Origin of the sequence: Vibrio sp. MM46 (genome assembly GCF_027587135.1) — a bacterium.
Lineage (GTDB): Bacteria > Pseudomonadota > Gammaproteobacteria > Enterobacterales > Vibrionaceae > Vibrio > Vibrio harveyi.
Window position 1 is genome coordinate 126433 of the sequence record NZ_JAPPTO010000010.1, and the last position, 13532, is coordinate 139964.

A 13532-nucleotide genomic window follows, 5' to 3' on the forward strand; every position below is an offset into this window, starting at 1 on the left:
AACACTTCATGCGCACATAATGTGATGTGTATGAGCCCTACAAGTTCTCAATTTCCGGAGACAAACTATGTCTAAAAGCAATAAATCGACCATGTGGGAGTTCTTGCAAAGCCTCGGCAAGACCTTCATGTTGCCAGTCGCGCTGCTGGCATTCTCAGGTATTCTTCTTGGTGTCGGCAGCTCGTTTTCTAGCGCCGCTATCAAAGAAGCCATCCCATTTTTAGACAACACCCCTCTGCAATACCTGTTTATGTGGATGACCAAAATCGGTCTTGTCGCATTCATTTACTTGCCTGTGATGTTCGCCGTTGCTATCCCGCTTGGATTAGCGCGTGAAGAGAAAGGCGTAGCAGGTTTCGCGGGTTTCGTTGGCTATGCTGCGTTCAACCTTGCGATCAACTTCTTCCTAACCGTCGCTGGTGTACTAGACAGTGAAGCGAAACGTGCCGCTTACGGTGTGAAAAGCATTATCGGGATTGAATCGATTGATACCGGTATTCTTGGTGCGGTGATCGTTGGTGTGATTGTTGCGAAACTTCACCAGCGTTTTTACACCTTCAAAATGCCAGATGCGCTAGCGTTCTTTGGTGGTGCTCGTTTTGTTCCAATCATTTCTGCATTGGTACTGGGCGTTGTCGGTGTGTTTATCCCATTTGTATGGCCTTACTTTGCTGCAGGCATCAATGGTATCGGTCATGTGATTGAAGGCGCGGGTGATTTCGGTCCAATGCTGTTTGGTACAGGCGAACGTTTATTGCTGCCAATCGGTCTTCACCATATCTTGGTTGCGCTGATTCGATTCACTGAAGCAGGCGGTACTATGGACGTCTGTGGTCAAACCGTGTCTGGCGCATTAAACATCTTCTACTCTGAATTGTCTTGTCCTGACACAACGGCATTTACACCGGAAGTCACGGCATTCTTGTCTCAAGGTAAAATGCCAACTTTCCTAGGCGGTTTACCGGGTGCAGCTCTTGCGATGTACCACTGTGCTCGCCCTGAGAACCGCTCAAAAATCAAAGCACTGCTTATCTCTGGCGTTGTAGCATGTGTGGTAGGTGGTATCACTGAGCCGCTTGAATTCTTGTTCCTATTTGTTGCGCCAGTGCTTTACTTCGTCCATGCGATTCTGACTGGTTTAGGCTTTATGGTGATGGGCTTGCTAGATGTCACCATCGGTAACACCGACGGCAACCTGATTGACTTCTTGGTGTTCGGTATCCTGCAAGGCACGGCGACGAAATGGTACTTAGTACCGCTGGTGGCGGGTGTTTGGTTCGTGGTTTATTACTCAGTGTTTAAGTTTGCGATCACTAAGTTCAACCTAAAAACACCAGGTCGTGAAGTCGACACGGCGGAAGTGGACAAAGAGCTTGAAGCCGCATTCATCAACGAATCTGGTAAAGGTGCCGCAGTATTGGCAGCTCTTGGTGGCAAAGAGAACATCACGGCTCTGGATAACTGCATCACTCGTCTTCGCTTGTCTGTTAACGACATGAGTTTGGTCGACGACGCTAAGTTGAAAGCCAACGGCGCGCTGGGCGTAGTGAAGCTTGATGAGCACAACCTGCAAGTCGTTATTGGTACACAAGTTCACCTAGTGAAGAACGAAATGCAAGCCATCATGTCTGCAAGCTAATCACTGCCTTGATAGATGCTCCCCCTCGGCACAATCTCCATCCTCCCCCCCAATGAGATTGTGACGAGGGACCTTAATATTGGAATATTCGTATGACTCAGAATTTCGACTTTAATACACCGATTGATCGCACTGGCACTTACTGCACGCAGTGGGACTACGTTCAGGATAGATTTGGTAAAGCGGGTTTATTGCCATTTACCATTTCAGATATGGATTTTGCTGCGCCAGAGCCGGTGATGAATGTGCTTAAACAACGTTTAGAGCATCCGGTATTAGGTTATAGCCGCTGGAACCATGAGGATTTTAAGTCCGCGATTCGCTACTGGTATCAAACTCGTTTTGACTGCGAAATCGACACTCAGCAAGTGGTGTACGGACCATCGGTTATCTACATTGTGTCAAAGTTGATTGAGCAATGGAGCCAGCCGGGACAAGGCGTGGTGTTCCATACACCAGCTTATGATGCGTTCGACAAAATGGTTGAAGGGCAAGGTCGTGCGTGCGTTCGCAGTCCGCTCATCAAGCAGCAAGGTCGATTTGAAATTGACTGGCAAGATCTGGAAACCAAACTCGCTGACCAGAACAACACTGTGCTGTTGTTGTGCAGCCCTCATAACCCAACAGGGCGAGTGTGGAACCAAAGCGAATTGGAAAAGATGGCGGAGCTTTGTAACCAACACCAAGTCAAAGTGATATCGGATGAGATCCACATGGACGTGAGCTTTAAGCGTCACATCCCTTACGTGGGGTTTGGTTGTTCACAAGATTGGGCTGTCGTCACATCGGCGTCTAAATCATTCAATATTCCAGCCTTGAATGGCGCGTATGCGTTGATCGCGGATTCACCAACTCGCGAACGTTATCTGCATAAACTCAAAGAGGTGGATGGTCTTTCATCGCCTTCTATCATGGGCGTGCTTGGTACGATGGCGGCTTATCGTCATGGAGAGCCTTGGCTAAAGGCACTCAACGAGTATGTATTGACTAACCATCAATACGTGAAAGAAGCACTGGAAAGCGCCTTTCCTGAGGTGAGCTACCTTGTCCCAGACGCGACCTATTTAGCATGGATTGACTTATCTGTTTTGAATCTAGATATGATGCTGCTTAATCAAGCGTTAATTGAACAGTTCAATGTCGCCATCATGTCTGGAGATGTTTATGGCGAGTCCGGTAAAGGTTATCTCCGACTCAATCTGGGCTGTCCGAGAAGCAAAGTCGAGCAGGGCGTTTCAGCCTTGATTCAAGCGATCAAATTGCAGCGTTAAAACACCGCGGGAGAGTGTGAGATGTCACTGTTCAAGCTAGATAACGTGATTCAAAACTACGCTTGGGGAAGCAAAGAGTCGATTTCTAAACTGTTTGGCATCGACAATGCGAACCATCAACCTCAAGCTGAAATTTGGATGGGAGCGCACCCCAATGGTTGCTCGCGCATCGCAGCAACTGGTGAGTTATTATCTGATGTGATTGCGAGAGACAAAGCAAGCATGTTTGGTGATTACACCATGATGCGTTTCGGTGAACTTCCGTACCTATTCAAAGTGCTTGCGGCGGATTCTCCGCTCTCGATTCAAGTTCATCCTAACAAGCGAAAAGCTGAGCTTGGTTTTGCACGAGAGAATGAACAAGGTATTCCACTTGATGCTCCTAATCGCAACTACAAAGACGCTAATCACAAGCCAGAGTTGGTCTACGCACTGACTTTCTACAAGGCGATGAATGGCTTTCGTCCGATAGAACAGATACTGACGCTGTTCCGCCAATTTGGTATTCGCAGTTTAGATGGTAAGGTGGCAGCGTTAGCCGAGCACCCAAATCAAGACGGGCTGAAAGACTTCTTCACGGCGATCATGACCTTGAGCGAAGCTCATAAAATTCAAGCCTTGGCAGAATTGGACGCAGCATTAGAGCGTGGTCCAAAGACGGCATTGGAAAGAGAAGTGCTCAGTTATGTGGCGGAATTTCAAAAGCATTACCCGAAAGACATTGGATTGCTGTCTCCGCTGATGTTGAACACGATAGAACTTGCACCTGGTGAAGCGATGTTTCTCCATGCCGAAACGCCTCATGCGTATGTGCAAGGTACAGCGTTGGAAATCATGGCGAATTCTGACAACGTGCTTAGAGCTGGGTTAACGCCCAAGTACATTGATGTGGATGAGCTTATCGCAAATACGGCATTTCACACCACGCAACCGGAACTGATTAAGCTGTCGCCAATTCATAAAGAGGGCAAGTTGAGCTATCCAATTCCGGTAGATGATTTTGGTTTTGATATTCTCTCTTCCGATGGCGAATGCAAACAACAGTTTGTGCGTGGTGCAGAGATTGTTTTTTGTGTTGAAGGCAGAGTTGAGGTCATGACATCAGAGGCAAGTCTGACCCTTAAAGCCGGAGAATCTGCATTTATCACTAACGATTGTAAGTTTTACCAATATCGAGGGAGTGGCTTGCTAGCAAGAGCGTATAACTGAGTGCTTTGTCTATCTCATGCACTGAGACCGCTATTACCGCGGTCTCAAATGGTTTGATGTTACTTGGGTATAAATATGGTGACTGCGTACTACAACGGTTGTTATGCCACTCTTTGTTTTCGCTTTGCCAGCATTGCAGCAGGAGAGAAACCTGTCACCAACATGGTTCCGCCTAGCACCAAAATTGTCCCTATGATGGTGTTAAAACCGACAGGTTCACCCAGAATCAAGTAACCCCATAAAATACCGAAAACGGGAACAAGGAAAGTGACGGTCAAGGCAGAAGCAGGACCAATATCCGAAACTAAGCGGAAGTAGAGTAAATAAGCGAAACCGGTACACACAACGCCAAGAGCGATGACGGAGCTCCATTCAAAACTGCTCGGTTCAGCGCGCATCGGTAGAAAAGGTAATAACGGTAGAACCCAAATAACCGCTGCCCACATACTGCCGTGTGCATTGTCGAAAGCTGGAACTTGCGGAGCATTTTTAGTGTAGTTGGTTGCAATCCCATAGCTGAAAGAAGCCATTAGGCTTGCCCCGATGGGGAAGATAGCCTCTCTGCCGATGGTTGAAGAATCTAAGCCGACAAGTACAGCCACACCACCAATACCAATCATCATACCTAGAATGGCTTTTGCCGTTAAAGGACTGCGATACCAAACAAAACCAATTAACGCGCCCCATATCGGTGCGGTTGAGTTGAGAATGGCTAAGGTCGACGCATTCAGTGTTTGAGCAGCGTAAGCAAAAAGCAGAAAGGGCACGGCGCTGTTAAATAAGCCAATAATGAAAAAGTGCTTAATGTGTTTTGTGAAGGCAAGTTTCTTTTTGAGATAGAAAGCTATCAAGAGCAATGCTATTGCCGCAAATGCAACACGAAACTCGATTAAGTAAGCCGGTCCGAACGTATTAGCGGCGACTCGCATAAACAGAAACGAGCCACCCCAAATAGCAGCGAGACAAAGTAAGCGAAAAAAACTGGCTGCAGTCATGATACATCCTTGGTCGAGGTCTAGCGCCCCATTGATTAATTGTTGCGCTAACAGTGGATTAAACCAAGGATGAGATCAACCAGAAATGCAATGTCAGTTCCGAATCTGGCTACCACTGACTTATTTTGATGGTCTTAAATTTCTTCTTTTGGAAACAAGATTGGTAGACTGTCTCTGTAGGTGTGGTACCACATCTTCCCGTGATCTAATTTTTTGTACTCGATGAGCGGTGGCAAATTAAAACCCATGTAGCCCTTCGATTGGATATGTTTATAGAAAGCATCAACCGATGGATGATTTCCGATGTTTGTTGAGCTCAATATAGCGGTGGCTTCTAACCATGGTGAAGCCTCGTAACGTTGCTCCTCCAAAGAATAGATGGTGTCATCAATGCGCCAAAATGACCCGTCAGAGATGATGAAATTTTTGAAGAACTCGACGCCAATGTCTTCCGTTAGCATGATATAGGCAGTTTTTGCGCCTCCAAATGAATGTCCAGCCAGTGTGCGTTCATTTGGATCGATATCGTATTCGGCTTCAACAATTGGGATGAGTTCTTGGGTTAAGAAAAGGTAGAAGTCATCGACACCTGGTGGCAAATAATCAATGTTTCTGCGTCCAGGAGGACCTTCATGAATGGCGATTAGAATGACATCGAGTTCGGCATTGGCGATGAGGTTACCAAACCCCTGACCTGTCCCATTACCGTCGGAAACGTAGATGACGGGTAAAGATGTCGTGCGCTCTTCATAGTTTTCTGGCAAGTAGATGTCGTAGGGATAACTAACGCCAGTGATATTGGAAAAAATATTGTCTTGTATTTTTTCCGCAGGAACATATGCGGAGCTGCTGTCAACAGAGGAGCCATCTCCCCCGCCACATGCCGATAATACAACCCCTATTGAAAGGGCGATGAACCAACGCTTCAAAACTTCCATGTTTTACCTTTGCTTTTGTATTTAAAGAACAAAAACAACTGTATAAGATTTAACCGCTCTAAAAGCCCCGCGTTATCAATAAATGAGAAGGCGAGGCGAGCTGGTTTGTAACTCTTCGAGTCAACTATCGAATGTAATGGTACGTTGCTGTTTTACTTGTCATTAATTATTGTTTTACCTGTCATTAATTAATGGTTTTCAGACCAGACCGCGAATTCATTGCCACCTGGTTCGGTGAAATGGAAACGACAACCGCCGGGAAATTCGAAGATCGGACGAATTACTTGACCTCCAAACTGCTCGACTTTAGCTAACGTAGTGTGAATATCTGAACTATAGAACACCAGTAGTGCCGCCCCATTTGTTGTTTGGCTCACTTGCTCTGCTGCAAAAAAGCCACCGTCTAAACCTTGACCTGAAAAGGCGCTGTACTCTAGTCCATAGTCAACGAAGCTCCATCCAAAGGCTTGCTCGAAAAACTGTTTAGTCGCATTGATGTCTCGCGTGCCAAACTCAACGTAATTTAACTTTTCATGTTGGTGCATTCTGGTGTCCTTTTCATCGCTGTGCTTTTCTGTCAGTGTATTAACTCTTCCGTCGAGTTTCTCAGCCCGAGTCTAGGTTTTATTAATCAAACCGATAAAACCTCAAAAATTTCATTGGTTCTCCCTATTAAATCTATCGTTATTTCCCATTAAACAAATGTAATTGTTGAAGATATATTCTCGGTGGGCAGAAAAGAGCTTTTGAGTATCCATTGACCACTCGACTGGTCAAATGGTTAGCACGCATTGGAGAGCAACCATGCAGATGTCAAAAAGCTTTTTATTAATTACAGTTGGCTTAGCCAGCACATCTCTACAGGCGCAAACCCTGACAAGAGACAATGGTGCACCAGTTGGTGACAACCAGAATTCAATCACAGCAGGTGAAAATGGCAGCGTATTACTGCAAGACGTTCACCTGATCCAAAAATTGCAGCGTTTTGCTAGAGAGCGAATTCCTGAGCGTGTTGTGCATGCTCGTGGTACAGGTGCTCACGGTGAGTTTGTTGCATCGGGTGATTTTAGTGACTTAACGGTTTCCGCTCCTTTTACTAACAAAGGAAAGGTAACTCCTGTTTTCGTACGTTTTTCGACCGTTATTCACTCAAAAGGATCACCAGAGACACTTCGCGATCCTCGTGGTTTCGCCACTAAATTTTATACTGAACAGGGTAACTGGGATCTGGTAGGGAACAACCTGCCTGTGTTCTTCATCCGTGATTCGATTAAGTTCCCGGATATGGTGCACTCTCTCAAACCGTCTCCAGTTAACAACGTTCAGGATCCAAACCGATTCTTTGATTTCTTCAGTCATGAGCCGAGTGCGACCAACATGCTGACTTGGGTTTATAGCAACTTAGGCACGCCAGCAAGCTATCGCACGATGGATGGCTTTGGTGTGCACGCTTACAAGTGGATCAATAAGCAAGGCGATGTGAACTACGTGAAGTTCCAATGGAAGAGCCAACAAGGTATTGAAAGCCTTCGTCCTGATGAAGTAACTGCGATGCAGGGTAAGGACTTCAACCATTTAACCAATGATCTGTACAAAGAAATTGGGCGTGGTAACTATCCTAAGTGGGATCTCTACGTGAAAGTGCTGTCACCAGAAGCTCTGAGCAAACTGGATTACAACGGGTTAGATGCAACCAAAGTATGGCTGAATGTACCGGATCAAAAAGTCGGCACTATGACGTTGAATCGCCTACCAGAAAATTTCTTTTTAGACACTGAACAGTCGGCATTTGCGCCTTCGAATCTGATTCCTGGTATCGAACCATCGGAAGACCGTTTGCTACAAGGTCGTTTGTTCGCTTATGCAGATACACAGTTGTATCGTTTGGGTGTGAACTTGTTCCAACTGCCAGTAAACCGTCCGTTAGCATCAGTGAATAACCATAACCAAGATGGATTGAGCAACAACGCGAAGCAAGGCAATGGTGATGTGAACTACGAACCAAGCCGTAAACTGGCGCTGGCAGAAGACACGCAGTTTAAAGCAGTTGAAACCAAGTTGGTTGGCACTGTTCAACAAAAAGCGATCAGCAATCCTCGTAACTTCTACCAAGCGGGTGTGTTGTTCCGCAGCATGAACAAGCAAGACCAGAGTGATTTGATTGCCAACTTAGCGGGTGACCTGAACAAGGTGATGGATAAAGACGTTAAGGAAACCATGGTGAGCTATTTCTACCGCGCAGACAAAGAGTACGGTACGCGTCTGGCTGAGGCGACAGATACCAATCTCAAGCAAGTGAAAAACAAAGCGATGATGTAAGCAATAAGTTTTGACCTGCGGGAGATTTATCTGCTCTTTTCTGCCCGAAAATCAGGGCTCCCGTGGGTCATTCTCCAATTTTGTTAATGAGGGTGAGTAAATGAAAACCGTGTTTTTGCTCAGTGCCGTTCTGTTCTCTTTGAGCTTTTCGCTGAGCTTATTGGCCGCCGAAGACAAGCTGGAAGAGGAATACCAATCTCTGGTTGAACTGTTCTTCGATGCTGCGCGAATTGGTAATAACGAAGTGGTCGATACATTTGTTTCTCAAGGCTTCCCAATCGACCAACGCAATAACCAAAGTTATACCGCATTGATGGTGGCCGCATATCAAGGACATAGAGAAACCGTTCGCTTGCTGCTCGACTCCGGAGCCAACGCCTGCCTACAAGATAAGCGTGGTAACACTGCATTAATGGGGGCACTCATCAAACGTGAAATAGGCATAGCTAAAGACCTCTATCAAGCGGATTGTTCACCAGAGCTGCGCAATAAAGCTGGGCTAAATTTGAAAGAATTTGCCGAGATCTATGGTCAATCCAATGTGTTGAAATCGCTTCAACACTGATAAATAACAATAAATAGGACCCACAGTATGAATAAAACAACATGGCTTGCTGCACTAACGCTTCTCTCTTCTCCAACTTTTGCCGAGACAGTAAGCGTAGAAATGATTGACCTTGGCTCTGGGCAATCAACTGGTACCGTGATGATCAGCGACAGTGATTACGGCACCGTTTTTACACCGAAACTACAGGGTTTACCCGCTGGTACGCATGGCTTCCATTTACACGCTAACGGCTCGTGTGACAGCATTACCAAAGAAGGTAAAACCATTCTTGGCGGTGCTGCTGGAGGGCATTATGACCCAGAAAAAACAGGCAAGCATGGCTTCCCTTGGACGGACGACAATCATCTTGGCGATTTACCGGCGCTTTACGTGAATGCTCATGGAATGGCGGATCAGCCAGTATTGGCACCACGAGTGAAACTTGATGACGTAAAAGGTCGTGCTTTGATGGTTCATGCTGGTGGTGATAACCACTCTGACCATCCGGCGAAACTTGGCGGCGGCGGTGCTCGCATTGTGTGTGGTGTGATTAAGTAATCCCCTTCTTAGACGCCACAAACAAAAAACGGTCCAGATAAGCTGGACCGTTTTCTTTTTAAGCAAAAGCTGATGGGCTTATATTTAAATCGACATATATTACGCGAAGTTCTCAACGATGATGTCATCCGCCTTGTCGACAAATATCGCACCTTTCTCTTTCATCTCTGCAATTACCGCATCGACGGTATCTGGCAAGACCGCACGGCTAGAAGCTAGGTTCACAATTACTTTGAAGCCTAAGTCGAGTGCTTGAGTGACGGATTTTTTTACACAAAAATCGAGCGCTAAGCCGCCGACAACAACTGTATCGATGTTGTTGAACTTGAGGAACTCATTCGCACCTGTGGTTTTGGTATCAGCCACGTCGTGGAAAAAGATACCGTAAGGATGTGCGTCTGGGTCCATGCCTTTGTTCACTTGGAAATCGTACTCCAGAACAGGAGGTAGACCGTCCAACAGTTGAACGCCCGTAGTGCCAAGCACACAATGGCGGTTCCACTTAATATCCACGTTAGGTAAGCCTACTGGTTCAAGCATATTCGCTGGCGTTTCTGCGTCCCACGCCGCTTTTGGTGGATGCAAATCACGGCTGACGAGCTTTAAGCGACCTTTCGCGTGGTTCTTTAGTAGTTCTGGAACGATTTCTAATGCGCCAGTGACTGGCAGTTCGTCAGGGCAAAGTTCGGTGAAACCTTTCTCAGGATCCACGTCGATCACTGCTGTGGTTTGGTAATTAACTCGAACTGTCATGGCAGACTCCTTGTCTGTCTTTATGCTTGCGTTAGCCACGCAAACAGTTTTGGAAAAAGGTTACTTCGTCGCTTGCTAGGGTGTAGACCATCGCTGGTTTGCCGCCTTTACCTTTGTTAGTGGAAGCGACTTTGTTGGTTGGCTTGAGTACACCTGAATCAATCAAGCGTCGTTTGATCGTCATGCGACTGATGTCGATACCGAACTCTTGATAGGCGGCAATGATGTCGGCAACCAGAAACTCTTTATCAAGTGCGAACAACAGGACCGAGGTGTATTCGATAGAGGCGCGCAACTTCTGCCATGCCTTTTCAATCATCTTTTGGTGATCAAAAGCGAGGGTCTCTTCGCCATCAAGGATTGCTTGTAGTGGGAACCACTTTAGATGACATTCTGGAACGCCAGCGTTGTCGATTTGCTCTTTGTTGTTACGGTCAACCAAGGCGTAGTGAGTGATGTTCAGACTCCAATCTTCAGGATCGCGTTTTGGGTCGCCATCGACAAAGGCTTCACTAAAGTGACGGGGGTAGGTATGGATTTTTTCGCGGCAGATACGGCGTCGTGCTGCTTCAAAGTTCTCGTCCGCCGGGCGTCCACCTTCGTGGGTCATGTCTTTATCAAACACAAACCCGCCGGGTAGGGCCCATACACCGTGGTACGGACGTTCCGGGTTCGAACGCTTGATCAGCAACACTTCCAACCCCTTATCGGCGCAGCCAGATAGTCTGAATGGAATAATGTCGACGGTTACGATCATGATTTGGTCCTGAGAATAATTTGTAAGTAATCTAGCGCATAACAAGTAGTCAATCAATGGGTAAGTAACCGATTGTTAGAAACGTGTTCATTGTTGTCTAGCGTTCATCTTTAAGCAAAGGTGTGCTTATCTGCTCAGGTTATCCACAATAACTGTCCGAATTTTGTGCGTAAAAACCTTATAAAAATGAGTGGTTAGTAACAAAAGTTGACAAACCCTAAGTGGGTGTTTATTGTTTACGCAATTAAGTTAGTAACAACAAGTTATATACCCAAGTTTGCCTTGTTGAGAACTTTCCCCCAACTTTGTCGGGAAAACAATAAGATGCGGTTTGTACCGTGCTGAGGGAATTTGGGTATAAACGAAAAAGGGCGTGTAGAAGGGCTCCGAATGACCACCAATTTATTTTCGTCTCGCATCATCCAAAGTGCGTTAGATTTTGACGTATACAAAGTGAACATGATGAGTGCTGTTGCAGCGCTTTATCCCGATGCGATGGTGTCTTATAAATTCATCGTGCGCAGTGAAGAAGACCTATCTGAATTGCTGCCAGAGGTGAAAGCTGAAGTACTTAAACTGCAAGATATCACCTTCTCTGCAGAAGAAATTGAGTACATGAAAGGTGTTGCGCCTTATCTAAGTCCTGAGTTTGTTGATGCACTGCATGCGTTTCGTTTTAACCCTCAACGCGATGTTTCTTTCAATACGAAAACCATGGCTGATGGCACAAGCCAATTACGCATTACCATCAATGGTCTTTGGAAAGAAACCATTCTTTACGAAACCATCATCATGAGTATTGTGTCCGAAGTGCGTAGCCGTGCACGTTGGGCAGAGATCCCAGTCGAGCAGTTCCAATCGGTTTTAGAAGAGAAGGTTCGTCTCCTTAAAGCAGAGCTGAAACGTCGTAATATCACCAACTTTAAGTTTGCTGATATGTCGACTCGTCGTCGTTTCTCGTTCCAAGCTCAGCGATCAATGTTGCAGTATCTGAGCGAAGAGTTGCCTGACAGTCTAACTGGAACCAGTAACTACCATTTGGCGAAAGAGCTCGATCTCACGCCAATCGGTACAGTGGCACACGAATGGTTTATGGGGCACCAAGCGCTCGTGAATGTCCGTGATTCACAAAAGGTAGCTCTGCAGCGTTGGCAAAAGATGTTTAATGGCGCGTTAGGCATTGCATTAACGGACACCATTGGTATTGATGCGTTCTTAAAAGACTTTGATGAAGAGCTCAGTAATGCTTATGTGGGAGTGCGTCATGATAGTGGTTGCCCTTACACATGGGGCGAAAAGATGATTATGCATTATCAATCGCTTGGCATCGATCCAATGACGAAAACCTTGGTGTTTACCGATGGTTTGAACTTCGATCAAGCGCTAGATATTTGTGAGCACTTCCAAGGTCGTGTTCAAGTGAGTTTTGGCATTGGTACGTCGCTTGCGAACGATATGGGTGATTACGTGAACGCACAAGGTGTTGCGTACAAACCTTTGTCTATCGTTATTAAAATGGTGTCATGCAACGGCTCACCTGTTGCGAAAATCAGCGATGAGCCAGAGAAAGCGATGTGCGAAGACATCTTCTTTTTAATGAATTTGAAGCGTCGTTTTGAGCAGCCGCTTGATCTCGATGAGTGTCGCGTACTGATCGATCGCCTAGAAAACGAAGGCGATAACTACCTTATTGACGCGTAGTCCGGTAAGAACGGTGTTTATCGGCGGTAAAGTTGAAATACTGAGAAAAGGGTGGTGCAGAATCATCACTCTTTTTGACTGTCGCACACTTCGTTGTACTTGATTTCACACAATGCGCCACACTTCGTTCGATATGGGAGCCTCTTACTGCCTGTATTCGCTCGTATTCTTTTAACAATAAGCCCTTCTAAGTTGGCACTCTTTAAGTGCTTTTCACGAACCTTCTTCCAATAGTCATCAAAAGCCATACGTCACCTTATTGTTGTCGTTATTTTTATAAATATGACGCCATTCTATGCAACAGAAGTTGTTTTATATTGTCAGAAAAATCCTAAAATTCGTTAAGGAAAAGGCGAATTGTTGTAAAGCTCCCGTTTCTTGATTTTTATCTTCTATGGTTTCGACAAATTAAAATCGGCAAACCGAGAAGGCGATTTGGTTATAGTACAAACAAAGGTCAACTCGGGAATGAGCGATGAATTTGGTTGTGCATTTACAGAAAAAAGCGATTAACAAACACGGTTATGAGTGGGCAACGCGCCAAGCATGGAAGTGCGGAATAAAAGCGAACCTTGTTAAACGTGTAATTGGCATTTTTAAAGGGCAAATCGTCTGTGTAGTTGAAGGATGCCGCGCTGAATTGTCGACACCAATCAATAACCCTTTGCATGATGATGAAAAGCAAGGTCGCTACGTTTTCGTGGGTGGCATCTTCTGGGAGCCAAACAACGTCATTGCTCCAGGTTTTCCTGACTTTATGTTTATGCACTTACGCAGTCTAAGCCATCGTCATAAATATCTGACAGATGATGAGCTGTTTTTGAGTTTAGCTTAGACGGTTTGAT

The 13532-nt window shown here is 45.8% G+C and carries 14 protein-coding genes; 8 read left to right on the forward strand and 6 right to left on the reverse strand.

Annotated features, from left to right (window positions below; all coding sequences use genetic code 11):
- Nucleotides 1-67 precede the first annotated feature (67 nt).
- From malX to manA, 3 genes are all read left to right on the forward strand, one after another.
- Nucleotides 68-1639 carry a maltose/glucose-specific PTS transporter subunit IIBC gene (gene malX / locus OH459_RS13240; RefSeq protein ID WP_269987096.1) on the forward strand — a complete coding sequence of 524 codons (1572 nt, stop codon included), beginning with the start codon at nucleotides 68-70 and terminating at the stop codon, nucleotides 1637-1639.
- A gap of 92 nt (nucleotides 1640-1731) precedes the next feature.
- On the forward strand, nucleotides 1732-2910 hold the full coding sequence (locus OH459_RS13245) for a MalY/PatB family protein (protein ID WP_269987098.1): 1179 nt from the start codon (nucleotides 1732-1734) through the stop codon (nucleotides 2908-2910).
- A 21-nt stretch (nucleotides 2911-2931) separates the two neighbouring features.
- Entirely contained in the window at nucleotides 2932-4119 is a 1188-nt protein-coding gene (gene manA / locus OH459_RS13250) for a mannose-6-phosphate isomerase, class I (protein WP_269987100.1), read from the forward strand.
- Nucleotides 4120-4220: 101 nt separating this feature from the next.
- Here the strand turns inward: manA and OH459_RS13255 are convergent, their stop codons facing one another.
- From OH459_RS13255 to OH459_RS13265, 3 genes are all read right to left on the reverse strand, one after another.
- The gene (locus OH459_RS13255) at nucleotides 4221-5114 is read right to left on the reverse strand and encodes a DMT family transporter (RefSeq protein ID WP_005452998.1); all 894 of its coding nucleotides are present in this window, start codon (nucleotides 5112-5114) and stop codon (nucleotides 4221-4223) included.
- A 134-nt stretch (nucleotides 5115-5248) separates the two neighbouring features.
- Nucleotides 5249-6052, reverse strand: coding sequence for an alpha/beta hydrolase (locus OH459_RS13260; protein WP_005452997.1), 804 nt, complete (start codon nucleotides 6050-6052; stop codon nucleotides 5249-5251).
- A gap of 188 nt (nucleotides 6053-6240) precedes the next feature.
- A complete protein-coding gene (locus OH459_RS13265) occupies nucleotides 6241-6597 on the reverse strand; it encodes a VOC family protein (RefSeq protein WP_269987103.1) in 357 nt (118 codons plus the stop codon).
- A 259-nt stretch (nucleotides 6598-6856) separates the two neighbouring features.
- Here OH459_RS13265 and OH459_RS13270 point away from each other — a divergent pair, with 259 nt between their 5' ends.
- From OH459_RS13270 to sodC, 3 genes are all read left to right on the forward strand, one after another.
- Nucleotides 6857-8371, forward strand: a complete 1515-nt coding sequence (locus tag OH459_RS13270; RefSeq protein WP_009697912.1) for a catalase — start codon at nucleotides 6857-6859, stop codon at nucleotides 8369-8371.
- A 100-nt stretch (nucleotides 8372-8471) separates the two neighbouring features.
- Entirely contained in the window at nucleotides 8472-8936 is a 465-nt protein-coding gene (locus tag OH459_RS13275) for an ankyrin repeat domain-containing protein (protein ID WP_009697911.1), read from the forward strand.
- A 27-nt stretch (nucleotides 8937-8963) separates the two neighbouring features.
- Nucleotides 8964-9476: a superoxide dismutase family protein gene (gene sodC, locus OH459_RS13280; protein WP_017818482.1), complete on the forward strand. Its 513-nt coding sequence runs from the start codon at nucleotides 8964-8966 to the stop codon at nucleotides 9474-9476.
- A 99-nt stretch (nucleotides 9477-9575) separates the two neighbouring features.
- Here the strand turns inward: sodC and OH459_RS13285 are convergent, their stop codons facing one another.
- Both OH459_RS13285 and OH459_RS13290 read right to left on the reverse strand, forming a co-directional pair.
- Nucleotides 9576-10229 carry a nicotinamidase gene (locus OH459_RS13285; protein WP_269987107.1) on the reverse strand — a complete coding sequence of 218 codons (654 nt, stop codon included), beginning with the start codon at nucleotides 10227-10229 and terminating at the stop codon, nucleotides 9576-9578.
- Between the two features lie 31 nt (nucleotides 10230-10260).
- Nucleotides 10261-10986: an NUDIX domain-containing protein gene (locus tag OH459_RS13290; RefSeq protein WP_009697909.1), complete on the reverse strand. Its 726-nt coding sequence runs from the start codon at nucleotides 10984-10986 to the stop codon at nucleotides 10261-10263.
- 390 nt (nucleotides 10987-11376) lie between these two features.
- On the opposite strand from OH459_RS13290, the gene pncB reads away from it, so the two are divergent.
- On the forward strand, nucleotides 11377-12687 hold the full coding sequence (gene pncB, locus OH459_RS13295) for a nicotinate phosphoribosyltransferase (protein ID WP_005452976.1): 1311 nt from the start codon (nucleotides 11377-11379) through the stop codon (nucleotides 12685-12687).
- A 65-nt stretch (nucleotides 12688-12752) separates the two neighbouring features.
- Here the strand turns inward: pncB and OH459_RS28270 are convergent, their stop codons facing one another.
- On the reverse strand, nucleotides 12753-12935 hold the full coding sequence (locus OH459_RS28270) for a hypothetical protein (protein WP_005452974.1): 183 nt from the start codon (nucleotides 12933-12935) through the stop codon (nucleotides 12753-12755).
- A gap of 227 nt (nucleotides 12936-13162) precedes the next feature.
- Between OH459_RS28270 and OH459_RS13300 the strand changes: the two genes are divergently transcribed.
- Nucleotides 13163-13522, forward strand: coding sequence for a hypothetical protein (locus tag OH459_RS13300; protein ID WP_005452972.1), 360 nt, complete (start codon nucleotides 13163-13165; stop codon nucleotides 13520-13522).
- The last annotated feature ends 10 nt before the right edge of the window (nucleotides 13523-13532 follow it).